This window comes from Nocardiopsis sp. YSL2, from assembly GCF_030555055.1.
In the GTDB taxonomy this organism is placed as follows: Bacteria; Actinomycetota; Actinomycetes; order Streptosporangiales; family Streptosporangiaceae; genus Nocardiopsis.
Genome location: NZ_JAMOAO010000001.1, coordinates 904,755 through 930,779, shown reverse-complemented (window position 1 = coordinate 930,779; position 26,025 = coordinate 904,755). Strand labels below are relative to the sequence as shown.

The following is a 26,025-nucleotide window of genomic DNA, read 5'->3' as shown; positions in this document are numbered from 1 at the left end:
CAGGCCCGCACGGTCGGTTTCCGCGCGACCTCTCGCGCAGGCATCCTTGGGGGGCGATCCCCTGGCCTCGCTGCTCCGATACGACCCTGCTCGGGTACGTCGTCCGCCTCGCGGGGTCGCCTCACCGTTTCTTCGGGGCCATCCACGCTGTGGGTGGCCTCAGTGCCGCCCCGGGGCGGGTCGTGGGGGCCGGCGGGGCGGCCGTCGACGATCCGCACGAAGAAAATTCTTCCGACGTGTCGAATGCGGGGCGGCCCGATCGACGATGGGGTGTCAGCGGGGAACAAGACCAAGGAGAACACCATGCGCACCCTGATCATCACCTCGTTCGTGTCCGTCGACGGCGTCATGGAGGCACCCGGCGGCGAACCCGGCTACCGCAACTCCGGGTGGACCTTCAACGCCCTGGAGATGGACGAGAAGGCGTTCGAGATCAAGGAGCGCGAGCAGCAGGAGGCCGGTGCCCTGCTGCTCGGACGCCGCAGCTACGAGGCGTTCGCTCCCGTGTGGCCCTCGATGGAGGAGTTCGCCGGGTACAACGCCATGCCGCGGTACGTCGTGTCCACCACGCTCGCCGAGGAGGACTCCCGCTGGCCCGCCACGGTCCTGAGGTCGCTCGACGACGTCGCCGAGCTCAAGCGGACCGAGGGCGGCCCGATCATCGTCCACGGCAGTGCCGAGCTGGGCGCCGCCCTGGCCGACGCCGGGCTGGTCGACCGCTACCACCTCCTCGTCCACCCCCTGCTCCTGGGCGCGGGCAAGCGCCTGTTCAGCGGGACCGACAAGGACCTCACCAAGCTGAACCTGGTCGAGCACGCGGTGTACTCCAACGGCGTGCAGAAGCAGGTCTTCGACGTGGTCCGCTGAGGCACGCGGGTCGGACGGGAATCCCCTTCCCCGGGCGCCGGTCGGACGAGTTCCGAGCGGCGCCCGGCCCACGCGGGGCGGGGGAACCGGACCCACGGTGGGATCGTCAAAGCAGACATAACCCCAAACACGAGACATCCGGGGGCGCTATGCGCAGTCTGTGGAACCTGATCTCCCTCCAGCTCTTCCCGCGTCGCGACGAACCGGCGACCTCGCTCACCTGTCGGCACTGCCGGGAGTGTCGGAACACGGACCCCGCTCCAGCACCCGCTCCCGCCGCTCCGCGACCGGTCGCGGAGCCCTTCTCGGACGAGGAATGGGACCGGGTGGTCCGGGCCGCCGCGCTCGAGAAGATCGAGCAGGTACTGGCCGACAGCTACACGCTCCTGGCCGAGCACACCCCCCGCCGGCCCGCCGACTCGCCCGGCCTGGCGCACGTGCGCCGGATCCGCGCGGTGCTGACCGCGCTCGCCGAGGACCTGGTGCGGCGCGGGCGCGGCGCCCGGCCCGAACAGCGCGACCGGATCGACTCCGAGCTGCTGCCGACCGTTCTGCGTGCCGAGGCCGAGATCGGCCGCGCGTTCGCAGACCTGCGCTGACCAGCGGTGACACCTCCCGTTGCATGGACGGGCGGCGTTCGGTTCCCCATAATGGAGGGGTGTCCGATGGTCCACTCGCGGTCGCTCGCCGGGCGTAGGTGCGGGCGCCGCGACCCTCGCTCCGTGGAGGAGGACGTCATGACCACACCCACACCGGCCATGGGCCAGGTCCGGGACCAGTGGGAGGCGCTCGCCCCGGGCTTCGACGAATACGTCACTCCGAACACCCTCCGGCTGGGCGAGCAGGCGCTGGAGCGGATCGACATCGGCCCGGGGACCCGCTTTCTGGACGTGGCCGCCGGGACCGGGGCACTCGCCCTTCCGGCGGCCCGTCGCGGGGCGGAGGTGGTGGCCGTCGACATCGCCCCGGGGATGGTCGACCGCCTCGCCTCGCGGGCGAGGGCCGAGGGTCTGCGCTCGGTCGAGGCCCGGGTGATGGACTGCGGCTCCCTGGACTTCGGCGACGGCGCCTTCGACGTGGCCGCCTCGCAGAACGGCGTGACCATGTCACCCGGCCCGCGCCCCGCGCTGTCCGAGATGGCCCGTGTCACCAGACGGGGCGGGACCGTCCTCGTCGTCGCTTTCGGAGCCCTGTCAGGGGCCGAGTTCCTCGGACTCTTCGTCGGCGCCGTCGGTGCCGTCGTGCACGGGTTCGCCGGCCTGCCCAAGGACCCGCCCCCGCCGCCGTTCCAGTTCGCCGACCCGGAGGTGTTCCGTCGCGCGCTGGACGGGGCCGGTCTGACCGGTACGGCGGTCGACACCGTCGAGTGGGACATGCGTTTCGGCTCCGGGGCGGAGCTGTGGAACGAGGTGACCTCCAGCCACCCGATCGGGGCGCGACTGGTGTCCGGGCTGGACGCGCGCCAGCGCGCCGCCGTGCTGGACGTCCTGGACGGCCTCCTCCGCGAGCGCTCGGGCGGGCGGGACGGGGCTGTGCTGCACGCCGAGGTCAACATCGGCCGGGGGACGAAGGTCTGACACGCGGTGGTGAGGACGGGCCGGGCCGCCTTCGGGCGCCCGGCCCGTCGGACGCGCGGCCCGGTCCGCGAGGACGTCCCCCGACACCCCTCCGAGAGCCCTTGACCCGGGGATGCCCACGGGCAGATAATCAACACATCGGTTGATCAACCTAGCGATTGAATAAGATATGGCGAACGACCCGTTGAGTCTGACGTTCGCGGCGTTGGCGGACCCGACCCGCAGGGCCCTGCTGGCGCGGCTGGCGGAGGGCGAGGCGACCGTCAACGAGTTGGCCGAGCCGTTCCCGATCAGCCTCCAGGCGGTCTCCCGGCACCTGAAGGTGCTGGAGCGCGCGGGGCTGATCAGCCGTGGGCGCGAGGCGCAGTGGCGGCCGTGCCGACTGGAGGCGGAGCCGCTGGAGCAGGCCTCGGTCTGGATCGGGCGGTACCGCGAACAGTGGGAGGACCGATTCGCCCGGCTCGACTCGGTCATCCGGACCATCCAGGACGACAGGAAGAAGGAGACGGACCATGAGTGACCTCGAAGTGGTCGCCGAGCCCGGTCGGCAGGACATCGTCGTCCGGCGCGGCTTCGACGCCCCGCGCGACGTGGTGTTCGAGGCGATGACCGATCCGCGGTACCTGGCGCAGTGGTGGGGAAGGAAGGAGAGCGAGCTCCACATCGACCGGTTCGAGCCCCGGTCCGGGGGCTCCTGGCGCGTCGTGGAGAAGGACGCCGACGGCGGGGAGTACGCCTTCCACGGGGTCTTCCACGAGGTCACCGCGCCCGAGCGCTACGTCCAGACCTTCGAGTTCGAGGGGCAGCCCGGACACGTCCTCCTGGAGACGCACTCCCTGGAGGACGAGGGGGAGCGCACCGTCTACACCGCCTACTCGGTCTTCCAGTCCGTCGAGGACCGCGACGGCATGGTCGACTCGGGCATGGAGACCGGGCTGACGGAGTCGATGGACGCCCTGGAGGCGCTGCTCCGCACGATGACCTGAGCGGATCGCGACGATCCCCTGAGCCGGCCTGTGGACGGCGCCGATGCTGTCGTCCCGGGCCGGTACTGTCGATGCGTGGCAGATCTTCCCGACGTTCCCACCCTGCTCGACGCGGCCGTCCGCTCCCTGGGCGGCACCCGCCGCGAGGGCCAGACGGAGATGGCCGGCGCCGTGGCCGAGGCGGTCGACCGGCGCGAGCACCTGGTGGTCCAGGCCGGCACCGGCACCGGCAAGTCCCTGGCCTACCTCGTGCCCGCCGTCAGACACGCGCTGGCCCACGAGACCACCGTCGTGGTCTCCACCGCCACCATCGCGCTGCAGAACCAGCTCATCAGCCGCGACCTGCCGCGACTGGCCACCGCGCTCGCGCCGCTGCTGCCCCGCGAACCCGCGTTCGCCGTGCTCAAGGGCCGCCGCAACTACCTCTGCCGCAACCGACTGCAGACCGCCGACGAGGAGGCCGAGGACAGCGAGCTGTTCGACCCGCGCCAGCTCTCCTCCCTGGGCCGGCAGGTCGCCCGGCTGCACGAGTGGTCCGAGGAGACCGGGACCGGCGACCGCGACGAACTCGTACCCGGCGTCAGCGACCTGGCCTGGCGGCAGGTGTCGGTGGGCGCCAACGAGTGCGTCGGCGCGCGTGTGTGCGCCTTCGGCCAGGAATGCTTCGCCGAGTTCGCCCGCGAGGCGACCCAGGGCGTGGACATCGTGGTCACCAACCACGCCATGCTCGCCATCGACATGTCCCAGGGCAACCACATCCTGCCCGAGCACAGCACCATCATGATCGACGAGGCGCACGAACTCGTCGACCGCGCCACCTCCGTGGCCACCGGGACGCTCACCGAGCGTTCCGTCGGCACGGCCGCCAAACGGGCCGCGCGGCTGGTCGAGCCGGGCATCAGCGAGCGCCTCACGGAATGCGCCGACGGGCTCGCCCTGATGTTCACCGAAGCCCCCGAAGGGCGCCTCGACCACATCGACGACGGCCTCGCCGGCGCCGTCGCGGCGGTCCGCGACGCCGCCTCGGCCTGTGTCACCGCCATCGGTCCCTCGCCCGGTGAGCAGGACCCGGACTCCGCCACGGACCGCAAGCTCGCCCTGGCCGCACTCGGCGAGGTCCACGACACCGCCGTGCGCGTCCTGGAGTCCTTCGAGCCCGCGCTGCGCGACCGCACCGACATCGTCTGGCTCACCAAGGCGCCGGCCCGGCCCCCCTCGCTCAGCGTCGCCCCGCTCGCCGTGGGCGGGTTGCTCCGGGAGAAGCTCTTCGGGGACCGCACCGTCGTGCTCACCTCCGCCACGCTCACCCTCGGCGGCTCCTTCTCGGCCCTGGCCCACCAGTGGGGTCTGGGCCGCGAGGTCGCCGAGGAGGAGGCCGCGTCCGCCCGGACCCCGCGGCCGGAGCCCGCCGACGAGCCCGGATCCGGGGCTGACTCCGACGACGGACCGCACCGCGCCGCCGGAGAGCCGCGCTGGCGCTCCCTGGACGTGGGCTCGCCGTTCGAACACGCCCGCAGCGGCATCCTCTACGTGGCCAAGCACCTCCCCCCGCCGGGCCGGGACGGGCTCGCCGACGCCTACCTCGACGAGATCGCCGAGCTCATCGAGGCGGCCGACGGGCGCACACTCGGGCTGTTCTCCTCGATGCGGGCGGCCCAACAGGCCACCGACGCGCTCCGGGAGCGCCTGGAGCACCCGATCCTGTGCCAGGGGGACGATTCCACCGGCCAGCTGGTCAGCCGCTTCTCCGACGACGAGCGCGCCTGCCTGTTCGGTACGCTCTCGCTCTGGCAGGGCGTCGACGTCCCCGGGCCCTCACTGTCCCTGGTGGTCGTCGACCGCATCCCGTTCCCGCGCCCGGACGACCCGCTGGCCTCGGCCCGCCAGCGGGCGGTGGGCGCGCACGGGGGCAACGGCTTCCTGGCGGTCGCCGCCACCCACGCCGCGCTGCTCCTGGCCCAGGGCACCGGGCGGCTGCTGCGTTCCACCGACGACCGCGGCGTCATCGCGGTCCTGGATCCGCGCCTGGCCACGGCGCGGTACGGGGGGTTCCTGCGCGCGTCGCTGCCGCCCTACTGGGGCACCACGGACCCGTCCGTGGCCCGGTCCGCGCTGCGCCGGCTCTCCGGCCGGGTCACACCCGAACCGGCTTAGCAAAGCAGAAAGGTCTGCGCCACAGGCGTCCGTTGAGGGTGGAGGCGGGCGACGACGAAGGCCCCGGCATGAAGCGCCCCCGAACCGCCTAGCCGCGGGTGCGGTAGCCGAAGAGGCGCACCGCGTACCCGGGGGTCCTCTCGTCCTCGGACTCCTGGATGTACCAGCGGTCGTCGTGCTCGCCCACCAGAAGCTCGTTCCACATCATGTCGATGAGTTTGAGCCGGGAGACCACCGAGGCCTCGGGGTCCAGCACGATCGAGTAGGCGCGGTCGGTCAGCCGCTGGGTCACCATGCCCACGGACTGGCCGTCCCAGATCGCCGGGACCGGGGCGTGGCCGATATCGACCCCGCACAGCCGCAGCTGCTCCACCTCTTCATCCAGCGCCTCGACGGCCAGGGCGCCGTCCAACCGGAGGGCGTCCTCCAGCTCGTCGCGCTCCTCGTCGGCTCGCAGGTAGGCGTGGTAGGTGCGGTAACCGCACGCACGGCACTTGCGCCACACGACACAGCGGGCCAGGCCGTAGGCGGACTGTGCCTCGCCTACGCTCTGGTAGTCGCTCACCACGCGCTTCATGCCGCATTCGCAGCACAGGGCTGTGAGATCCTGCTTCATCAGCGTCCCCCCTCCCAGGCGAGTATGCGACGGAATGCCCCCGTGAGGGAACCCGTTCGGAGAGGAAGTCGCGGCAAGGTGTCGTCATCAATGCCCAAAATGACGCGGTCGCGGGTTTCGGGCGGCACGCGCGCGCGGGGCCGACGTGTCCGGACTCACTCGTCCAGGGACAGCCCCCGCTTGTTGCGCGCGCTCCAGTCGCGCATCCGCTGGGGGTACCCGACGATCTGGACGTCGTAGGCCGGAGTGGCCAGATTCCGGGCCACCTTGCGGATGACGTCCGGGGAGCCGCACCTGCGGCGGATCCACTCGCCGTCCGTGGCCACCGCCACGGCGGTGGTCGCCGTGGCGAAGGTTTCGGGCTCGACGTAGAACTCCACGCCCACCCGGCTCTTGGCGAACTCCATCAGCGCCTTGATGTCCGAATCCTCGGACGCCCGGTCGAAACGGGCCTTGCCCTTCCGGTTGGCCTTACGGAGTCCGAAGCGGTCTCGCCATCCCATCGGCGTTCCAGTCCCTTGGTCGTCTGCTCTCGGAAACCCCGCCGGGGCACCCTCGGTGGAACCGAGTCTATCGGTCCGCGTCCACTCCGGACCGACCCCGCAAACCCCTCAGCGCACCGGGTTCCCGCGTTCTCCGGACAGCCCGGTCACCGCGCTGCTACGTTCTGTTGCCACACGGTTGTACAGGGGGAGTGAACATGCCGATGTGGACATGGGCGGGAGAGACCGGACGCCGTTTGCGGGCCGCGGGCCAGGAGGAACTGGCCGAGGCGGTGACGAGCCTGCCCGTCCTCGCCGAGGCCGGGGAGACGGTACGGGTGGAGGCGGTGGCCCGGTCGGCGCTGCGCAGGGCGCGGCGCCTGACCGCCGAGGCCGGGCAGTCCGGGGTCCCGGGGGTCCTCGGTCCGGCGACACTGCACTACCTCGCGCACTGGCCGCTGGCCGTGCGCACCGGGGCCCTCGCCGAGGGGAGCCGGGCGCTCGACCAGGCCGCGGCGGCGGCCGCCGAGGAGCCCGAACCGCTGGCACACGGGCCGTTGCCGGTCTCGGCCCTGCACACCCTGGTCGCCTGCCACGCCAACGTCGACGCCCGGGGGACGACCGACCTGCGCCGTGAGCTGCTCTCGAACCGACGGCTGGCCGGCTGGGAGCGCACACCGGCCTGGCCCGCGCTCACTCTCGCGCGGGTGAACCTGCTCGTCGACGAGGACGCGCCCGACCGGGCCGAGGCCGAGCTGCGCCGCTACGAGCACACCGCCACGGGCCCGGCCCTGTTCGGCGCCGAGGGAGTGCTCACCCTGGTGCGTGCGCTGCGCTACCAGGACAAGCACACCGACGCCCTGGAGGCGCTCGACCGCATGGAGGCCGAGCTCTCGCTCGGCGAACCGGCCGACCCGCGCCGCACGGCCCTGCGCCGCACCATCCGCTTCGAGCGGGCCCGCCTGCTGTCCTGGCTGGCCCGCATCGGCGCGTGCGACCCTCGTGAGGCCATCACGGTCCTGCCCACCGTCGAGGAGGCCGAGGCGTTCCCGCGCCTGCGCCCCGCGTGGACGGAGGCCGTGGAGAACCTGGTGTCCCTGGGGTCGGTTCGCAACGACTGGCGGCTGGGCGTGCGCGTCACCACCTGGTCGCGCTACTTCGAACGGGTCGGGGCGCCCCGCCGCGGCGCCGAACTCGCCCTGGCCGCCACCCGGCTCGCCACCGGCCGCGGCGCGCACTGGGTGGCCTCCTGCTCCGCGCAGCGGGCCGAACGGCTCATCGGGGAGCTGACCCGGACCGACGAGATCTTCGGCGACCTCGCGGAGGCGCGCGCCCTGGTCGGCGGTATGCCCCCGGTCCAACCGCTGGCCCGCGCCGACCGGATCCTGGAGTTCCTCCGCGAGCAGCCCGTCGAGGAGATCAACCCCGAGCAGCAGGCCGAACAGGTCAACGCGGCCCTGGCCGCGATGCCCCACGACACCCCGCTGCTGTCCGCGCTCGGCCAGGTCGGCCGCACGCTCATGCTCTCCGACGCGGCCACCGCACCCCAGTGGCGGCACGTGCGGGAGCAGCCCGGCGACCAGCGCGCGGCGCTGTCCCTGTTGGAGACCCTGCTGCACGACAACGACACCGCGGGTGTGCGCACCCTCGTGCGCACGCTCGCCGCGGGCGCACTGACCGGTGAGCCCTACAGCGCGGAGGTCGGCGCGGGGGCCAGCGCGCGACCGGCCGGATAGGCCAGGGCGGCGGCGGGCATCGGCGTGGGACGGCCACTGGCCAGGACCCGCACGGTGCCCGCCGCGTCGCCGGGAGGAACGTCGCCGATCCGGCGCAGCGTCTGCGCCGCGACCGCCTCGGCGGCGCTGTACAGGGTCACGTCGCCCAGCGCCTCGACGATCCGCGCGCCGACCAGGTCGTAGTGCGTGCAGCCGAGCACCACGCCGCGCACGTCCGGCGTCAGGGCGGCGGCCTCGTCCACGGCCTCCGCGATCGTGCGCGGATCGGCCGACTCCACGGCTTCGGCCAGCCCGACGCAGGCCACAGCGGTGACCTCCACCCCTGCGGCGAACGTCTCGACGAGACGGCGCTGGTACCGGCTGCGGGTGGTGGCGACGGTGGACCACACGGCGATCGGTCCTCCCGCCGCGGCCGCGGGCTTGATCGCGGGCACCGTGCCGATCACGGGCACCCGCGGCTCGAACTCGGCGCGCAGAGCGTCCAGCGCGTGGACCGACGCGGTGTTGCACGGCACCACCACCGCGTCCGCCGCCGAGCCCTCCGCGGCACGCGCCCCGGCCAGGAGCCGGCTGACCACCTCGTCCGGCGTCCGCAGCCCCCAGGGCATGTGGTCGGGGTCCATGGACAGGACCAGGTCGGCGTCGGGCCGCGCGGCGCGCAGGGCCGCGGCGGTGGAGAGCATGCCGATTCCGGAATCAACGAGAACGATGCGCACGAACCCTGATCCTAGTCGGACCGCTCACCGGCCCCGCTGAGGCCGTCGTCCCGTCACCACGCGCGTCGTGGTCCACGGCACACTCGCCACCGGTTCTCTGTCGCCCCGGGAGAAACACCAGGCCCCGGCGTCGCCTCTGTCCCAGGCTCTCCTGTCTTTGGTCAAGACACGTCACAAATGGGGTGGCACAAGGCCGTTACCGATAGGTAGAACTGAGGGGATCGGCCCGTTCCGGCACGCAGTGCCGGACCGGCAGCGCCGGATCCGGGCCCGGGTCCGGCTGATCCACCTCGTGCGTCACTCGTGCCGACACTGGAAGAGCTGGGATGACACCTCACCAACAGGGAACGAGCAGGGGCGCCCCCGCCGGAGCGAGGGCCGGCTTCGCCGAGCACATCGCGGCGGTCCAACGCCTGCGCCGCGACTTCCGGGCCCTCCCCGAGGGCGCGCCCGTCCGGCTCGCCAAACCCACGTCCAACCTCTTCCGCTTCCGGGAACCCTCCTCGGCCCCCTCTCTCGACGTGTCCGCCTTCTCCGGGGTCATCTCCATCGACCCCGTGGAGCGACTCGCCGACGTCGGCGGCATGACCACCTACGAGGACCTCGTCGCCGCCACGCTCCCGCACGGGCTGATGCCCACCGTCGTGCCGCAGCTGCGCACCATCACCCTGGGCGGAGCGGTCACCGGGCTCGGCATCGAGTCCTCCTCCTTCCGCAACGGCCTGCCCCACGAGGCGGTCCAGGAGATGGAGATCCTCACGGGCTCGGGCGACGTCGTGACCGCCACGCGCGACAACGAGCACAGCGACCTCTTCTACGGGTTCCCCAACTCCTACGGCACCCTCGGCTACAGCCTGCGGCTGCGCATCGAGCTGGAACCGGTCGCCGCCTACGTGAACCTGCGCCACCTGCGCTTCTCCGACTCCGCCGAGTGCATGGACGCCCTCGCGCGGATCTGCGCCGACGCCGAGCACGACGGACAGCCGGTCGACTTCGTGGACGGGGTGGCCTTCGGCCGCGACGAGCTCTACCTCACCCTCGCCCGGTTCACCGACCAGGCGCCCTGGGTGAGCGACTACACGGGCAACGACGTCTACTACAAGTCGATCCCGCGCTACTCCGGCAACGGTCCGGGCGACTACCTCACCACCCACGACTACCTGTGGCGGTGGGACACCGACTGGTTCTGGTGCTCGCGCGCCTTCGGCACCCAGCACCCCCTCGTGCGGCCGCTGTGGCCCCGCGCCCTCAAGCGCTCGGACGTCTACCGCAGGCTCGTCGCCTGGGACCGGCGCACCGACTTCTTCCGGCTCCTCACCCACTACCGCGGGAAGCGGCCCCAGGAGCCCCTCATCCAGGACATCGAGGTCGGCGTCGAGCGCGGTGCGGAGTTCCTGGACTTCTTCCACTCCGAGATCGGCATGACACCGGTCTGGATGTGCCCGCTCAAGCTCAGCGAGCCGCGCCGGCCCGGCCACGGCGCGGGCGGTGAGCACGTCTGGCCGCTCTATCCCCTGGAGAACGACCGCCTGTACGTGAACTTCGGTTTCTGGGGGCTGGTCGACATGCTTCCCGGCCAGCGCCGGGCCCACCACAACCGCCGGGTGGAGGAGGAGGTCGCCCGTCTGGGCGGCCACAAGTCCCTGTACTCGGACGCCTTCTACACCGAGGACGAGTTCTGGAGCCTCTACAACGGGACGGCCTACTCCGGCCTCAAACGGGCCTACGACCCCGGAGGACGGCTCCTGGACCTGTACGCCAAGTGCGTGGGCAACCGCTAGGGCTGGTTCCCCCGCCCACCGACGACAACACAGCGAAGTGCCTCCGGGGCGCGCAGCAGGGCACGTATCCGCCACACACGCCCTGGGACACGACCGCAGGTCCGGGTCCGCAGTCGGGACATCCCGGGCCGGGCGGCCGAGAACACCGCAGTAGACCAGCAGCGGGAGGCGACCCGACGGGATGGGCCGCGTCCACGAGAGGAAGGACGAGAGCATGCGGCTTGCGGAGATCTTCGAGAGGGTCGTCGGCCCGGACGCCCCCATCCGGTTCACCGCCTACGACGGCAGCAGCGCGGGGGACCCGAACAGTGACACCGCCCTGCACGTGCGGACGCCGGTGGCGGTGAACTACCTGGCCCAGTCGCCCAACGCCGTCGGTCTGACGCGCGCGTACGTGTCCGGCCACCTCGATCTCGAGGGGGACATGTACACCGCCCTTCGCAGGATGTCGGACTTCGCCTTCGCGGAGGGCGTCAACCTCTCCGCCCGCGACATCGCCGGGATCGTGCGATCGGTGGGCTGGGTCAAGTTCGTCAACCGGGTGGCCCCTCCGCCGCAGGAGGTGACCAGGGGCAGGCTCGCGGGCCTGGGGTGGCGCCACTCCAAGCGTCGCGACGCCGAGGCCATCCACCACCACTACGACGTGGGCAACGACTTCTACGAGCTGGTCCTGGGCCCGTCGATGACCTACACCTGTGCCGTCTTCGACGAGGCCGACGCCGCCCTGGAGCGCGTGGGCGAGTCGGCGGCCGGGACGGGCGGCGCCCTGGAGAGCGCCCAGTACCGCAAGTACGAGCTGGTCTCACGCAAGCTCGGCCTGCGCAAGGGCATGCGCCTGCTGGACGTGGGGTGCGGCTGGGGCGGCATGGTCATGCACGCCGCCCGCGAGCACGGCGTGCGGGCCCTCGGCGTCACCCTGTCCAAGGAGCAGGCGGAGTGGGCGGGCAAGCGGATCGCCCAGGAGGGGCTGTCGGAGCTGGCGGAGGTCCGACACATGGACTACCGGGACGTGGCCGACGCCAGCTACGACCGCATCAGCTCCATCGGCCTGACCGAGCACGTCGGTGCCCGCAACCTCGGCTCCTACTTCGACTCGCTGCACACCAAGCTCGTCCCCGGCGGACGGTTGCTCAACCACTGCATCACGCGCCCGCGCAACGACCTCAAGCCGATGGACACCAAGGGCTTCATCAACCGGTACGTCTTCCCCGACGGTGAGCTCGAGGGGCCCGCGCGGATCCAGCTCGCGATGAACGACGCCGGGTTCGAGATCCGCCACCAGGAGAACCTGCGTGAGCACTACGCCCTGACCCTGCGCCACTGGAGCGCGAACCTGGACCGGAACTGGGACGAGGCCGTGGCACTGGTCGGTGAGGGCACGGCCCGCGTGTGGCGGCTCTACATGGCCGGCTGCGTCCTGGGCTTCGAGAAGGACGTCGTGCAGCTGCACCAGATCCTCGGTGTGAAGCTCGACGGGACCGAGGCCCACATGCCCCTGCGGCCGGAGTTCTGACACTGCCGGAGGGGTGCCGATCCGGGGGCCGTCGGGGGTGCCCGCTCGACCCGGAGCGCCCGCGGGCGACGGGCGGGGGGTCGGCTCGTCGTGCCCCCACGACCCCCGGCTTGGCGGCATGATGGAATCGCACCGCTCCGCACAGCCACGTGAAGGGACTCGTTCGTGTCCTCTGACGACAACGCACCCCAGGGCGACCAGACACCGGCGCCCGACCTGCCCGACCACGTCAAGGAGACCGCGATCGCACTGGTCGGCGCCTACGCCGACCACAACCGCGACGAGCTCGACCGGGTCCTGCCCCGCGCGCAGGCCGACGCCGAGGCGCTCACCTCCGAGCTCAAGGTCGTCGCGGCCTTCCTCAGCCGCCGCGTACAGAAGACGGGTGTGGTCTGGAAGCCCGCCGACTCCCGTGAGGCCGTGGCCCGCACCGTCGCCGAGATGCTCCCGCCCGAACTCGAGTTCGCCGTCGCCACCGCGTGGGAGGCGCACTCGGTGGGCGAGGAGGAGACCGCCGAGCGCTTCACCCGGGGCGACCCCATGGTCTACGTGCACATGCTCGCCGCGTTCAGCGCGGCCATCGGCCTGGCGGTGTACAAGCGGGCCGAGCTCGTCTCCATCCTGCGCCAGGTCATGGGCCCGGGCGAAGGGGACTGATCTGGCGGTAGGCGGCGTCAGGGGCATCGCGGCTCGCCCGCGCTCTAACGGGTGAGACACAACGTGCAGTGGTTTACTTCACAAGAGCCGGTTCCTTGCGTAAGTTTCCTACCAATCCCCTGGGGACCCTCGAAAGGAACGGGAGGCGCGCCGATGGCCCGCAGCCGCACACACACGCACGTTCCCCTCCCCGCAGCCGCGGTGGCCCTGACGCTCGCCCTGACCTCCTGCGGATCCGGCGGCTCCGACACCGACACCCTCCAGGTGTGGATCATGCAGGGCACCAACCCCGACGAGACGGCCTTCTTCGACGCGGCCAACGCCGCGTTCACGGAGGAGACCGGTACCGAGGTCGAGGTCGAGTTCGTGCCCTGGCAGGACGCCCACGACAAGATCTCCACCTCGATCGCCGGCGGCACCATGCCCGACGTCGCCGAACTCGGCAACACCTTCACCCCCGGGTTCGCCGACGCCGGGGCCCTGCACGACCTGTCCGGGTACGTCGACGACACCTCCCGGTACATCCCGGGCCTGATGGAGATGGGCGAACTGGAGGAGGGCGTCTACGGCGTCCCCTGGTACGCCTCCATCAGGTCCGTCGTCTACCGGTCCGACCTGTTCGAGGAGCACGGCCTGCAGGTGCCCGAGAACTGGGCGGACCTGCGCGAGACCGCCCTGGCGCTGTCCGAGGCCGAGGAGGACATGACCGCCTTCCCGGTCCCCGGGGACGCCCAGTACTCCGTCATGCCGTGGATCTGGGGCGGGGGCGGCGAGATCGCCGTGCAGGGGGCCGACGGGGCCTGGGACTCCACGATCGACACCGACGAGGGCCGAGCGGGAGTCGAGTTCTTCACCGACCTGGCTTTGGAGGACGGCGTCTCCTCCACCGGTGCCGTGAACTGGAACGAGATCGACGTCATGGAGGCCGTGGCCGACGAGGAGGCCGCCATGGCCATCCTGGGCAGCGCGAACCCCCAGGCCATCGTGGAGGCCAACCCGGACCTGGAGGGCCGGATCGACTCCTTCACCCTCCCCGGCCAGGACGGCGGGTACATGCCCTCCTTCGCCGGCGGTTCGCTGCTGTCGGTGTTCGAGGGCACGGGCAACGAGGAAGCGGCCCAGCGCTACGTCGAGCACCTCACCGGAGAGGAGTTCTCCGCCCGCTGGGCCGAGGAGACCGGGTTCTTCCCGGGCACGGTCGAGGGCGTGGACGCCTTCTCCGCGTCGGCCGACCCCGTCCTGCAGCCCTTCGCGGTCCAGCTCAGAGAGGCCGGCCGGGGCCTGCCCGCGGCCCCGGAGTGGAGCCGGGTGGAGTCGGAGAAGGTCATCGTCGCCATGCAGCAGGACATCCTCAACGGCAACGCCACCGTGGACGAGGCCACGGAGGCCGCCGCCGCGGAGATCGAGCGCATCCTCAACGGGGGTTGAGAGTGGGTACGCCGCTCCGGCTGGGAACGCGGGACCGCGAACCGGGCACCCGCGGCCCGGCACCCCGGCCGCCGACCGCGGGAGGCCGCGGCGCGCTGCTGACCATGCGCCGGCGGCGCGCCCTGCTGCCCTGGACGCTGCTGACACCGGCGCTGGTGGTCATCGGGCTGCTTCTGCTGTTCCCCCTCGCCCGCATCGTCTGGCTGTCCTTCCGCGAGTACGGGCTGCGTGAGCTCGTCTCCGGCGAGTCGGCGTTCGTCGGTGCCGCCAACTACCTCACCCTGCTGACCGACCCGTACCTGTGGCGGGTCGCCATGTTCAACACCGTGGCCTTCGCCCTGGTGGCGGTGGCGGCGACCATCGTCCTGGGCACACTGGTGGCCCTGCTGCTGTCGACGCTGAGCCCGGTGGCGCGTGTGGCCGTGGTCTCCTGCATCATGGTGGCCTGGGCGATGCCCGCGGTGAGCGGCACCTACGTGTGGATGTGGATCTTCGACGTCGAGAACGGTGTCGTGGCCAGGGCGCTGATGGCCGCGGGGGCGATCGACCCCGCGGGCTACAACTGGTTCGCCGACCGCCTGTTCTTCTACGGGATCGCCACCCTCAACGTGGTGCACGGCGGGTTCCCGTTCGTGGCGGTGACGGTCCTGGCCGGGCTGCTGACCGTGCCCCGGGAGCTGCACGAGGCGGCGCTGATCGACGGTGCCGGGGCGTGGAAGCGCTTCTGGCACGTCACCTTCCCCGTCCTGCGCCCGGTGTTCGCGGTGGTCACCGTCCTGTCCACGATCTGGGACTTCAAGGTGTTCGCGCAGATCTACCTCATGCCCGGCGGGGACGTGGGCGGCTCTCAGATGCTCAACCTGGGCGTGTGGGCCTACGTGCGCTCCTTCAGCCACAACGACTACGGGCTGGGCTCGGCCATCGCCGTCCTGCTCTCACTGCTGCTGCTGGGCGTCACGGTGGTCTACCTGCGCGTCCTGTTCCGGGAGGACGAGCTGCGATGAGCTCAGTGCAGCCCCTCGATGAGCTTGGCCCGTATCCGGCGCCAGTCGACCGAGCCGAGCGAACGCCGGTTGAGGTCCGCGCGGACCGCGTCCATGGTGCGCAGGTCGAAGTCGCCGAGGGCCCGGCCGTCGTCGTTGTCCCGGTTCACGAGGTTGTCCACGTACACGAACAACCGCTGACCGCTGTGGTCGTCCAGGGCGTGGCGCACCGCGCTGTCACGGAAGCGCGCGTCGTAGGGGATCCAGCTGATGATCACCTCGGTGGGGGAGGGGCCGACCGCATCGCTCACGGCGTCACTCCGTCTCCCAGGCCGACACGGCCATCGTTCCCTCTCCGGTGCCGGGCGCGGTACGCACCCGGACTGGACGGGAGTCTAGCCACCTCCGCCGCGCGGCGGGCAACCCGGTCGCAGAGTGAGGAGTGCCGGTGGACATGACGACCGCGGCGGCCGCCGCCGACCGGGGAGGCTCCCGTCCCGCGCGGTTGCGCGACGCCGGGCGCGGGCGGCGTCGCGGGCGGGGGTGGAGCCGGTCGGCCGCCGCGGCGGCCAAGGCCGCCGGCGTCGCGGCCCTGCTGCTGTTCACGCTCTTCCCGGTCTACTTCATGCTGGTCAGCGCGTTCTCCGACAGGTCGACGGCGAGTACCGGGACGCTAGTGCCCACCGACCTGACCTTCGGCAACTTCGTCCACGTCATGACCGAGGGCGACTTCGGTCGCTACATGCTCAACTCGCTCGGCGTCGCGGCGGTGACGGTGGCGGGCGCGTGCGTGCTGGCGCTGCTGGCCGCCGTGGCGGTGACGCGGTTCCGCTTCCGGATGCGCACGGCGGTCCTGGTCATGGTGCTCGTCGTGCAGATGGTGCCGTTGGAAGCGCTGGTCATTCCGCTCTTCCTGCAGGTCCGTGATCTGGGAATGCTCAACACCCTGCTGGGGCTGGGCGTGGTCTACGTCGCCCTGTCCCTGCCGCTGGCGGTGTGGATGATGCGCGGTTTCGTGGCGGCGGTGCCCGTGGAGGTGGAGGAGGCCGCCTACATCGACGGCGCCTCGTGGCCGCGCATGTTCTGGTCGGTCCTCTTCCCCCTGGTGGCCCCGGGACTGGTGGCCACGGCCATCTTCGCGTTCATCATCGCCTGGAACGAGTTCGTGCTGGCGCTGACCTTCATGACGCGCAGCGAGAACTACACGGTGGCGGTCGGACTGCGCCAGTTCTTCGGCCAGTACGCCAACGACTGGGGCCACGTGATGGCCGCCTCCACGCTCATCACCCTGCCGGTCATGGTCTTCTTCGTCCTCGTCCAGCGCTGGCTCGTCTCGGGCCTGGTCCAGGGCGCCGTCAAGGGCTGACGGGGTGCGCGCGCTCCCGCCGCCCCGCTCCGGGGAGGAGGGGGCGGGCCGGCCCGGTCGGGGGGAGGGGCGGGCCGGCCCGTGACCGCGCGCCCGAGGGTCGCGCGCGGTCCGGATCAGCGCAGTTCGCGCTTGAGGATCTTGCCCGTGGCGGTCATCGGCAGCTCGGTGCGGAACTCCACGGAACGCGGGTACTTGTAGGCGGCCAGGCGCTCCTTGGCGAAGTCGATGATGTCCGCCTCGGTGGCGTCGGCCCCGGCGTCCTTGATCACGAACGCCTTGACCTCCTCGCCGTGCGTGTCGTGGGGCACGCCCACGACCGCGGCCAGGCTGACGGCCGGGTGGGTCATCAGGACCTCCTCGATCTCCCGCGGGTACACGTTGTAGCCGCCGCGGATGATCATGTCCTTGGACCGGTCGACGATGAAGTACATGCCGTCCTCGTCCCGGCGGGCGATGTCGCCCGTGCGGAACCAGCCGTCGCGCAGGACCTCGGCGTTGGCCTCGGGACGGTTGTGGTAGCCCTTCATCACGCAGTGCCCGCGCACCGCGATCTCGCCCTGGTCCTGCACCTCGTTCCAGTCGGGGTCGATGAGCTTCATCTCCACGCCCCACACCGGCAGACCGATGGAGCCGGTCTTGGCCAGCACCTTGGGGTTGTTGAAGGAGACCACCGGGGAGGTCTCGGACAGGCCGTAGCCCTCCTTGATCCCCACACCGAAGGTCTTGGTGAAGTCCTCGGCGAGCTGGCCGGGCAGGGACGCTCCGCCGGAGGCGGCGTCGACCAGGTTGGCGGTGATCTTGTCGATGTCGTAGGTGCCGGACTCGGCGGACTGGATCGCATTGAGCAGGCCCCAGTACATGGTGGGCACGCCGGCGAAACCGGTCACGCCCTCCTTCTCCATCAGCCGCAGGGCCTCGTCGGCTTCGAAGCGCGGCATCAGGACGACGGTCCCCTGGCGGTACAGGATCGCGTTGAGCATGACGGTCTGGCCGAAGATGTGGAACAGCGGCAGGACCGCCAGGCCGACGTCGCGCCCGTCGGGGTGGGCGTTGACCACCTTGGCCGAGATGACGGCGTTCATCAGCAGGTTGTTGTGGGACAGTTCGGCGCCCTTGGGCCGGCCGGTCGTACCGCTGGTGTAGATGATCACGGCGGTGTCTTCGGCGTCCGACTGCACGGACTCGAACTCGCCGGGCTGGCCCTCCAGGGCCTTCCACAGGGTCTCGGCGCCCTCGATGGTCGACTCGGTGGCGCCGGGCGAGGCGGGCAGGTCGATGTAGGTCTCGCAGGTCTCCACCTGGCCGAAGGCCTCGAACGCGCGCTCGCCCAGCGGCAGCTCGGGGCTGCCGGTGAACGCGAAGATCGCCTTGGCGCCGGAGTCCTCCAGGTGGTAGGCGATCTCACGGGGAGTGAGGAGCACGTTGAGCGGGACGACGACCGCGCCGGCCTTCAGGGCGCCGAAGTAGACGAACGGGAAGTAGGGCAGGTTCGGGCTGGCCAGCGCGACGCGGTCGCCGGGCCGTACACCCCGGGCCACCAGCAGGTTGGCGACCTGGTTGGCGATCATGTTGGTGATCGCGTAGTTCAGCCGCAGATCGCCGAAGACCAGGCAGTCCTTGTCGGGGACGGACCGGGCGCCGTCCTCGAGCAGTACGGACAGGTTGAGCATGGGGCCTCCCGCTAGGCACGTGGGCAACGGACCCAGCTGTGGCCTGGGTCGCGTGTGCTGCGTCACTATTTACGGCAGGGTAACAAACCGAGTGGTCGGTGTGGAGTGCTCGGGGGTCGGTAAAACCACCGATCTTTCGGTCACTCCCCGTGTCCGTCGCCGGACCCGTGTGGCCCGGGGCAAGCCGTGCCCGTGGTGACCGGCCAACCGCTAACCTGGGTCCAGTACACCCACACCGGACAGGAACTTGCAGCGATGACAGCGGTAGACGGCGACCAGACGACGGGCGACACCTACGACGCCCGCGCCCTCCAGGACAAGTGGCAGGCGCGCTGGGCCGCTGAGCTCCCGTTCCAGGCCAACGAGGACCCCGGCGACACCAGGCCCCGCTCCTACATCGTCGACATGTTCGCCTACCCCTCGGGCGACCTGCACATGGGCCACGCGGAGGCCTACGCGATCGGCGACGTGATCGGGCGCTACCGCTTCCAGCGCGGCGACAACGTGCTGCACCCCGTCGGCTGGGACTCCTTCGGCCTGCCCGCGGAGAACGCGGCCATCAAGAACGACTCCCACCCGGCCGAGTGGACCTACGCCAATATCGAGACCCAGGCGGCCTCGTTCCGGCGCTACGGCATCGGCGTCGACTGGTCGCGCCGCCTGCACACGAGCGACCCCGAGTACTACAAGTGGAACCAGTGGCTGTTCCTGCGCTTCTTCGAGCGCGGACTGGCCTACCGCAAGGACGGCACGGTCAACTGGTGCCCCAAGGACCAGACCGTGCTGGCCAACGAGCAGGTCGTCCAGGGCAAGTGCGAGCGCTGCGGCTCCGACGTCGTGCGCCGCAGCCTGAACCAGTGGTACTTCAAGATCACCGACTACGCCCAGCGCCTGCTGGACGACATGGACCAGCTGGACAACGGCCGCTGGCCGGACGAGATCCTGGCCATGCAGCGCAACTGGATCGGCCGCTCCACCGGTGCCGACGTCCACTTCCGGATCGAGGGCCGCGACGAGCCGGTCACCGTGTTCACCACGCGCCCGGACACCCTGTACGGCGCCACGTTCTTCGTCGTGGCCGCCGACGCCGACCTGGCCGACGAACTGTGCGCGCCCGAGCAGCGCGAGGCCTTCGACGCCTACCGGCGCGACGTCGCCAAGCTGTCCGACATCGAGCGCCAGGCCACCGAGCGCCCCAAGACCGGCGTCTTCCTGGGCAGGTACGCGATCAACCCGGTCAACGGCGAGCGCATGCCGGTCTGGGCGGCCGACTACGTGCTGGCCGACTACGGACACGGCGCCATCATGGCCGTGCCCGCCCACGACCAGCGCGACCTGGACTTCGCCCTGGCCTTCGACCTGCCGGTCAAGGTCGTCGTGGAGACCGGTGAGCCCGACCCCGCCGAGACCGGCGTGGCGACCGCCGGCGAGGGCACGCTCCGCGACTCCGGCCCGCTGGACGGCCTGGACAAGGCCGCGGCCATCGAGCGGATCATCGAGGTCATGGCCGAGCGCGGCACGGGCGCCGGGACGATCAACTACCGCCTGCGCGACTGGCTGCTGTCCCGCCAGCGCTACTGGGGCACGCCGATCCCGATCATCCACTGCCCGTCGTGCGGGGAGGTGGCCGTCCCCGACGAGCAGCTGCCCGTGGCGCTGCCCGAGCTCAAGGGCGCCGAGCTGGCGCCCAAGGGCGTCTCGCCGCTGGCCGCGGCCAAGGACTGGGTGGAGGTCGACTGCCCCTCCTGCGGCGGTCCGGCCCACCGCGACACCGACACCATGGACACCTTCGTCGACTCGTCCTGGTACTTCCTGCGCTACTGCTCGCCGCACGACGACAGCGCGCCGTTCGACACCGAGGCCGTCAACAAGTGGGGTCCGGTCGACCACTACATCGGCGGCAAGGAGCACGCGACGCTCCACCTGATGTACGCGCGCTTCTTCACCAAGGTCCTGCACGACATGGGGATGGTCTCCTTCACCGAGCCCTTCCGTCGGCTGACCAACCAGGGCCAGGTCATCAACGAGGGCCGGGCGATGTCGAAGTCGCTGGGCAACGGTGTCGACCTCGGCAAGGAGATCGACGCCTACGGTGTCGACGCGGTCCGGCTGACCATGCTGTTCGCCAGCCCTCCGGAGGAGGACGTCGACTGGGCCGACGTCTCGGTCACGGCCGCGCAGAAGTTCCTCAACCGCGCCTACCGGGTGATGTCCGAGGCCGGTGCCGCCAGCAGTCCGGGCACGGACCCGGCCACGGGACACGTCGAACTGCGGCGCGCCACGCACCGCACGATCGACCAGATCACGACCCTGGTCGAGTCGCGCCGGTTCAACGTCGCGATCGCCCGCACCATGGAACTGGTCTCGGCCACCCGCCGGGCGATCGACTCCGGGCCCGGCGCTGCCGACCCCGCGGTGCGCGAGGCCGCAGAGTTCGTCGCCGTCGCCCTGTCGCTGTTCGCGCCCTACGTCGCCGAGGAGGGCTGGGAGAAGCTCGGCCACGCCGGCACGGTGGCCGTCGGCAACTGGCCCGAGACCGACCCGGCTCTGCTGGTCCAGGACGAGGTCACCTGTGTCGTCCAGGTCCAGAGCAAGGTGCGCGACAAGCTGACGGTGGCGCCCGACATCGACCCGGCCGAGCTGGAGCGGCTGGCCCTGGCGTCGGAGAAGGCACGCAACTTCATCGGTGACAAGCAGGTCCGCAAGGTGATCGTGCGTGCGCCGAAGCTGGTGAACATCGTCGTCGGCTGACCCGCTCCACGGTGGTGGCCGCGCACGGCGGCCGCCACCGGCGCGCACGGGTGCAGGCCACGACCGACAGTGAGGCGGTGACCGGGTGTCCGGAAGGACCCGCGGGGTGCTGGTGCGGACGGCCGTCGCCGTCGGGGGAGCGGCGGTCCTGGCGGCCGCGGCGATCGGCGGCGGGCTCTGGCTGGCCGGGGACGACCCGGACCTGCCCGACTCCGGTGACGTCCACACCGCGGCACCCGGGTGCGGTGTGCTCTCCGACGAGCAGGTCGCCGAACTCCTGCCCGACGCCGTCCTGGAGTCCGCCGAGAGCGGGCCCCTGAGCGGCGGCGAGAACACGGCGTGCACGTGGACCTCGGCCGGATCGGACGGGGAACGCCCCGAGACGCTGCGCGTGGACCTGTCCGCGCGCTTCACCGACGCCTCCGGCGAGACCCCGGTGGCCGGGGACGAGGCCGCGAGGGCCGGTTACGAGGCCATGGTCCCCGTCCGAGGCGAGGACGTCCCGCTGGCCGACGATCTGCCCGCGAGCGTGTGGCGCGGCCAGGCGCCGGGCACCGCCGAACTGGCCTTCTACACCGACAACCTGGTGGTACGGGTCTCCTACGCCGGCGTCGGCCAGGAGTTCGAGGCGGCCCGCGACCGTGCCGTCGACGCCGCAGACCGGCTCGGGGAGGTCCTGTGACCGTGCCCGGTTCCGACGGCCCCGGCCCGGATCCGAACCCGCACCCCGAGCCCGCATCCCCCGCCGACGCCCCGGGCCCCGGCCCGGGCACGCCTCCCGGTCGGCACACGGCCCCCGACGGACACCCGGCCCGTGGCCACGACTCGGACGCCGGGTGGCGGCCGGAACCCGGCGTCGGCCGGGGTTCCGGTGACCACCCGGACCCCGGGACGGGTCCGCCCTCCGGCGCGTACCCGGTCCGCGGCCATGACTCGGACGCCGGGTGGCGGCCGGGCCCCGGAGCAGGCTGGGGCCCCGGCGAGTACGCGGGTCCGGGGGCCGGCTCGGGTCACCCTCCAGGGACCGTGCCGTCGGCCCAGCCGCAGAGCCGGGGCTGCGCCGTCGTCGGCGTGATCGCGGCCGTGCTCGTGGTGCTCCTGCTCGTGGCGGGCGCCATCTGGTTCGTGGCCAGCAGGGACGTCCTGGAGCAGGGCGACTTCGACGCCGCGCCCGAGTGCTCGATCGGGGAGACCGACGCGCTCGACGACCTGGTCCCCGCGCACGCGCTGGAGGTCCAGGAGCCGATCGGCGGTGATCAGGAGACCTTCGGCAGCGGGTGGCAGTGCCGCTGGGCCACCCCCGGCGGGGAGGGCAGCGCTGTCCCGGCCACTGCCACACTGGTCGCGGTCGTCGCACCCGACCCTGGCGGGGTGGACACGGCCGCCGACAACCTGCGCTCGTCGGCCGGTTCCGAGCGCGAGCACCTGGAAGGGCTCGGCGACGAGGCGTTCACGTGGGCCCACCCCGGCACCTTCGCCACGGGCTGCGCGGGTGTGCGCGTGTCCAACCTGTACCTGGAAACGTGCCACAGTGCCGCGGCCGACTACGGCGCCACCCGGTCGATCGATGAGGAACAGGCGGTGGCGGGTGCCGTGCGGTTGGCCGAGGACGTCGTCGCCGACCTGCCCGACTGACGTACCGCGGCCCCGTCACCAGGCGGTGTCGAGGAACTCCTCCACGGCCGGCGCGACCTCGGCGGAGAACGGCCGGTCGGAGTCGAGCACCGCGGCGCCCGGCTCGTCCCGGAACTCGCGCAGGATGTGGTCCGCGCCGGGCAGGTCGACGCGCCGGGCGTCGGGCAGCCCCGTCATCAGCCGGTCGACGTCCTCTTCGGAGACCTGGGCGTCCTGCTCACCCCACAGCACCAGTACGGGTGTGTCGGCGGGCAGGTCCGCGGCCAGGTCCACGGGGTCGAAGGAGTCGATCCAGGCGAGGAAGTCCTGGTTCTGCGGGGTGTACACCCCGAAGGAGTCGATGTCGTCGTTCAGTTCGCGGCCCGCGCGCACCTCGGCCCGGCCGTAGCGGGCGTCGGAGAGCAGCTCACGGGCCTGGGCCTCCGGGAGCCGTCCCGCGGCCTCGGCCTGGCGCGCCTGTTCCGTGATCTGGCGGTCGATGAGGTCGAGGTAGCGGGTGCCGGGAGGGGCCGCCAGGATCCGCGCGGGCTCGGCGTCGACGATGTCGTGGGCGCGCAGGGCGTACAGCGCGCCCTCGCTGTGTCCGACGACGACCGTGCGCTCGGGGTCGACCTCCGGCTGGGCGACGAGCTCGGCGTAGGCCGCCGCGACCTCGTCGTCGAAGACCTGTGGGTCGACCGGTGCCTCGGGATCGACCTCCTCGGCGGAGTCACCGCTGCCGAGTTTGTCGTAGCGCACCGAGGCCACGCCCGCCTCGGCCAGGACCCGCGCCAGGTTCCAGTTGGTCTCGGCCTCCGGGCGCAGCGGGCTGTTGCCGTCCCGGTCGGTGGGGCCGCTGCCGGAGATGATCAGCGCTCCGGGAACGGGGCCGGACGTGCGCAACGGCAGTGTCAGGGTCGCCGAGACCTCGCGACCGCCGCCCTCGAAGGTCAGCTCGCGTTCGGCTCCGTCGCTGCCCGGGGGTTCCACGGAGGAGTCGTCCCCGGCGGTGCACGCCGAGGCCACGGCCAGGGTGAGGGCCGCGCAGCCGGCGGCCAGGGCGAGACGGGCCCCGCGCACGGGGGAGGAGGAAGGTGTCGGCACGTGCTCAGGGTAGCGGCCGACACCGGCCCGGCGGCCCCGGCCCGGGCGAGCCGGGCCGGGTGCCGGTCAGACCCGGCGCATCACGGAGACGACCTTGCCGAGGATGGTGGCGTTGTCACCGGAGATCGGCTCGTAGGCGTCGTTGCGGGGCATCAGCCACGCGTGGCCGTCGGCCTCGCGTCGCAGGACCTTGACGGTCGCCTCGTCGTCCAGCAGGGCCGCCACGATGTCGCCGTTGTTGGCGTCGGGCTGCTGGCGCACGACGACGAGATCGCCGTCGGTGATGGCGGCGTCCACCATGGAGTCGCCCACCACGGTGAGCATGAAGAGCTGTCCCTCGCCCACGAGCTGCCGGGGGAGGGCGAGCACGTCCTCGACCGATTCCTCGGCCAGGATGGGGCCACCGGCGGCGATCCGGCCGACCAGGGGCACCGCGGCGGCGCGGGACGGGTCCAGGTCCTCCGGCGTCACGGTCCGGCCGGTGGCCGACCCGGGACTGCGCAGCTCGACGGCCCGCGGGCGGTTCTGGTCGCGGTACAGGTAGCCCTTGCGCTGGAGCACCTTGAGCTGGTGCGCCACGCTGGACGGGCTGGACAGACCGACCGCGTCGCCGATTTCCCTGATGGAGGGCGGGAAACCCCGTTCGCGCACGTACCGCTGGATGCAGTTCAGGACGCTCTGTTGGCGTGCGGTGAGTTTGGGGGTCTCGGACGCGGGCCCGCTCGTTTCCCCTACGGGTGCCAGAACGGTGGTGGAATCTACGGTTCCGGGATTGTCCTCCGGCACGGCCGGGCCTCCTCGGCATTCGGTTCGGTCTGGGCCTGCTTGCGTGTGTCCACCACCGGCGGGGCGATCGCGCCGACCTGGGGTCCACGTGATGGCGAAACCGGTGTGAAATCAAGGTCAACTTTAGTCGTTGCGTACGGTGATATCAAACAAGCGTTCGAGTCTGTGGACCATTCCTTCCGGCGAGCTATTCGCGGCCCAATTCCGTCCTCCACTTACGTGTCTACACGCGTTCGCGGCACCGCGTCCGCGGAATGGGCCGACCCGGTTCTCCCGGTCGGTCCGGTCCGGGGTGTGGGACTCGTCTCCACACCCGCGTGAGCGGGCGCGAACCCTTGGTCCGCGGGCGTTCCGGCTTCGCGGCGCCGCCGTGTCACGTGGGTCGCGGCCGCCGTCGCCGCTATCCTTGCGGAGGTGTCGAACGCCCGTCAGGGGCGGTCCGCAACCCCCGCCCCCGCCATCCGTGTGACCTCCGCCGCGCCCCGTGCGGCGGCCTCCGCCGTGTGCGCGGGACACGCGCCCGGCAGGGTTGCGGGTGTGTCCTCTGGGGTTTAGGTTCGACCACAACATCTGGTGCGGCTCTTGGGGCGGTTGTCCAGAAGTTGTGGTTTAGTAGAGGTGCGGGTTGTCGGCGAGGGAAGCAGGTGAAGCAGGTGCACTGTCCGTTCTGCCGCCATCCGGACACCAGGGTGATCGACAGCAGGTCCACCGACGACGGCGCGGCCATCCGCCGCCGCCGCTCCTGCCCGGTGTGCGAACGCCGCTTCACCACCCAGGAGACCGTCCTTCTGATGGTCGCCAAGCGCTCCGGGGTCACCGAGCCCTTCAGCCGCACCAAGATCATCGCCGGGGTACGCAGGGCGTGCCAGGGTCGGCCCGTCTCCGAGGACGCCCTCGCCAAACTCGGCCAGAAGGTCGAGGAGGAGATCCGCGGACGGGGTGTCGCCGAGGTCCCGGCCCACGAGATCGGCCTGGCCATCCTCGGACCGATGCGGGACCTGGACGAGGTCGCCTACCTGCACTTCGCCAGCGTGTACCGCGGGTTCGAGAGCCTCGCCGACTTCGAGGCGGAGATCGCCAGCCTGCGCGCCGACCGCGAGGCGGACTCCCGGTCCGACACGGCCGCCGCCCCCTGACCCTCCGCACGCTCCGCCGTCCGCGCGACGGCCACGCACCACAGCCGCGCGGGTGGCCCCGGCCATCCACGGGCCACTCGTCACCCACAACGCAGCGCA

Annotated in this window: 24 protein-coding genes; 17 read left to right on the top strand and 7 right to left on the bottom strand. The window is 71.7% G+C overall.

The annotated features are described in order from the left end of the window. The first annotated feature begins 303 nt into the window (after positions 1-303). From M1P99_RS03995 to M1P99_RS03970, 6 genes are all read left to right on the top strand, one after another. Complete coding sequence (locus tag M1P99_RS03995) at positions 304-867, top strand: dihydrofolate reductase family protein (RefSeq protein WP_304451321.1); 564 nt, start codon at positions 304-306, stop codon at positions 865-867. Between the two features lie 149 nt (positions 868-1,016). Further along, complete coding sequence (locus M1P99_RS03990; protein WP_304451320.1) at positions 1,017-1,466, top strand: hypothetical protein; 450 nt, start codon at positions 1,017-1,019, stop codon at positions 1,464-1,466. A gap of 138 nt (positions 1,467-1,604) precedes the next feature. After that, on the top strand, positions 1,605-2,444 hold the full coding sequence (locus M1P99_RS03985) for a class I SAM-dependent methyltransferase (RefSeq protein ID WP_304451319.1): 840 nt from the start codon (positions 1,605-1,607) through the stop codon (positions 2,442-2,444). A 169-nt stretch (positions 2,445-2,613) separates the two neighbouring features. Then, a complete protein-coding gene (locus tag M1P99_RS03980; protein ID WP_304451318.1) occupies positions 2,614-2,964 on the top strand; it encodes a metalloregulator ArsR/SmtB family transcription factor in 351 nt (116 codons plus the stop codon). Then, entirely contained in the window at positions 2,957-3,430 is a 474-nt protein-coding gene (locus M1P99_RS03975; protein WP_304451317.1) for an SRPBCC family protein, read from the top strand. Before M1P99_RS03980 ends, M1P99_RS03975 begins: the two co-directional genes overlap by 8 nt. A 75-nt stretch (positions 3,431-3,505) precedes the next feature. Further along, positions 3,506-5,584 (top strand): ATP-dependent DNA helicase, encoded by a 2,079-nt coding sequence (locus M1P99_RS03970; protein ID WP_304451316.1) that lies wholly within the window; start codon positions 3,506-3,508, stop codon positions 5,582-5,584. An 88-nt stretch (positions 5,585-5,672) separates the two neighbouring features. Here the strand turns inward: M1P99_RS03970 and M1P99_RS03965 are convergent, their stop codons facing one another. Beyond that, positions 5,673-6,200 carry a DUF6315 family protein gene (locus tag M1P99_RS03965; protein ID WP_304451315.1) on the bottom strand — a complete coding sequence of 176 codons (528 nt, stop codon included), beginning with the start codon at positions 6,198-6,200 and terminating at the stop codon, positions 5,673-5,675. 155 nt (positions 6,201-6,355) lie between these two features. Continuing rightward, positions 6,356-6,703, bottom strand: coding sequence for a hypothetical protein (locus M1P99_RS03960; protein ID WP_304451314.1), 348 nt, complete (start codon positions 6,701-6,703; stop codon positions 6,356-6,358). A gap of 197 nt (positions 6,704-6,900) precedes the next feature. On the opposite strand from M1P99_RS03960, the gene M1P99_RS03955 reads away from it, so the two are divergent. Continuing rightward, positions 6,901-8,418, top strand: coding sequence for a hypothetical protein (locus M1P99_RS03955; protein WP_304451313.1), 1,518 nt, complete (start codon positions 6,901-6,903; stop codon positions 8,416-8,418). On the opposite strand, the gene M1P99_RS03950 is transcribed toward M1P99_RS03955, so the two are convergent. Continuing rightward, a complete protein-coding gene (locus tag M1P99_RS03950) occupies positions 8,370-9,134 on the bottom strand; it encodes a glutamate racemase (RefSeq protein WP_304451312.1) in 765 nt (254 codons plus the stop codon). The two genes, M1P99_RS03955 and M1P99_RS03950, sit on opposite strands and share 49 nt — an antisense overlap. Positions 9,135-9,460: 326 nt before the next feature. Here M1P99_RS03950 and M1P99_RS03945 point away from each other — a divergent pair, with 326 nt between their 5' ends. The 5 genes from M1P99_RS03945 (at position 9,461) to M1P99_RS03925 (ending at position 15,517) form a co-directional block, all read left to right on the top strand. Then, positions 9,461-10,915 carry an FAD-binding oxidoreductase gene (locus M1P99_RS03945; protein ID WP_304451311.1) on the top strand — a complete coding sequence of 485 codons (1,455 nt, stop codon included), beginning with the start codon at positions 9,461-9,463 and terminating at the stop codon, positions 10,913-10,915. Positions 10,916-11,129: 214 nt separating this feature from the next. Further along, complete coding sequence (locus tag M1P99_RS03940; RefSeq protein WP_304451310.1) at positions 11,130-12,428, top strand: cyclopropane-fatty-acyl-phospholipid synthase family protein; 1,299 nt, start codon at positions 11,130-11,132, stop codon at positions 12,426-12,428. A 165-nt stretch (positions 12,429-12,593) separates the two neighbouring features. Further along, positions 12,594-13,085, top strand: a complete 492-nt coding sequence (locus M1P99_RS03935; RefSeq protein WP_304451309.1) for a hypothetical protein — start codon at positions 12,594-12,596, stop codon at positions 13,083-13,085. Positions 13,086-13,238: 153 nt separating this feature from the next. Continuing rightward, positions 13,239-14,513, top strand: a complete 1,275-nt coding sequence (locus M1P99_RS03930) for a sugar ABC transporter substrate-binding protein (protein WP_304451308.1) — start codon at positions 13,239-13,241, stop codon at positions 14,511-14,513. Between the two features lie 104 nt (positions 14,514-14,617). After that, a complete protein-coding gene (locus tag M1P99_RS03925; protein WP_304455568.1) occupies positions 14,618-15,517 on the top strand; it encodes a carbohydrate ABC transporter permease in 900 nt (299 codons plus the stop codon). 2 nt (positions 15,518-15,519) lie between these two features. On the opposite strand, the gene M1P99_RS03920 is transcribed toward M1P99_RS03925, so the two are convergent. Continuing rightward, positions 15,520-15,807: a hypothetical protein gene (locus tag M1P99_RS03920; protein ID WP_304451307.1), complete on the bottom strand. Its 288-nt coding sequence runs from the start codon at positions 15,805-15,807 to the stop codon at positions 15,520-15,522. Positions 15,808-15,950: 143 nt separating this feature from the next. On the opposite strand from M1P99_RS03920, the gene M1P99_RS03915 reads away from it, so the two are divergent. Continuing rightward, complete coding sequence (locus M1P99_RS03915; protein ID WP_304455567.1) at positions 15,951-16,862, top strand: carbohydrate ABC transporter permease; 912 nt, start codon at positions 15,951-15,953, stop codon at positions 16,860-16,862. A 116-nt stretch (positions 16,863-16,978) separates the two neighbouring features. Here M1P99_RS03915 and M1P99_RS03910 read toward each other — a convergent pair whose 3' ends face one another. Then, positions 16,979-18,535, bottom strand: coding sequence for a long-chain fatty acid--CoA ligase (locus M1P99_RS03910; protein WP_304451306.1), 1,557 nt, complete (start codon positions 18,533-18,535; stop codon positions 16,979-16,981). A 255-nt stretch (positions 18,536-18,790) separates the two neighbouring features. On the opposite strand from M1P99_RS03910, the gene leuS reads away from it, so the two are divergent. From leuS to M1P99_RS03895, 3 genes are all read left to right on the top strand, one after another. After that, entirely contained in the window at positions 18,791-21,286 is a 2,496-nt protein-coding gene (gene leuS / locus M1P99_RS03905) for a leucine--tRNA ligase (protein WP_304451305.1), read from the top strand. Positions 21,287-21,392: 106 nt separating this feature from the next. Next, a complete protein-coding gene (locus M1P99_RS03900; protein ID WP_369696491.1) occupies positions 21,393-21,968 on the top strand; it encodes a hypothetical protein in 576 nt (191 codons plus the stop codon). A gap of 344 nt (positions 21,969-22,312) precedes the next feature. Further along, positions 22,313-22,921: a hypothetical protein gene (locus tag M1P99_RS03895; RefSeq protein ID WP_304451304.1), complete on the top strand. Its 609-nt coding sequence runs from the start codon at positions 22,313-22,315 to the stop codon at positions 22,919-22,921. 15 nt (positions 22,922-22,936) lie between these two features. On the opposite strand, the gene M1P99_RS03890 is transcribed toward M1P99_RS03895, so the two are convergent. After that, complete coding sequence (locus M1P99_RS03890) at positions 22,937-24,004, bottom strand: S9 family peptidase (RefSeq protein ID WP_304451303.1); 1,068 nt, start codon at positions 24,002-24,004, stop codon at positions 22,937-22,939. A gap of 66 nt (positions 24,005-24,070) precedes the next feature. Then, a complete protein-coding gene (gene lexA, locus M1P99_RS03885; protein ID WP_304455565.1) occupies positions 24,071-24,748 on the bottom strand; it encodes a transcriptional repressor LexA in 678 nt (225 codons plus the stop codon). Positions 24,749-25,443: 695 nt separating this feature from the next. Here lexA and nrdR point away from each other — a divergent pair. Further along, a complete protein-coding gene (gene nrdR / locus M1P99_RS03880; RefSeq protein WP_179827217.1) occupies positions 25,444-25,926 on the top strand; it encodes a transcriptional regulator NrdR in 483 nt (160 codons plus the stop codon). The last annotated feature ends 99 nt before the right edge of the window (positions 25,927-26,025 follow it).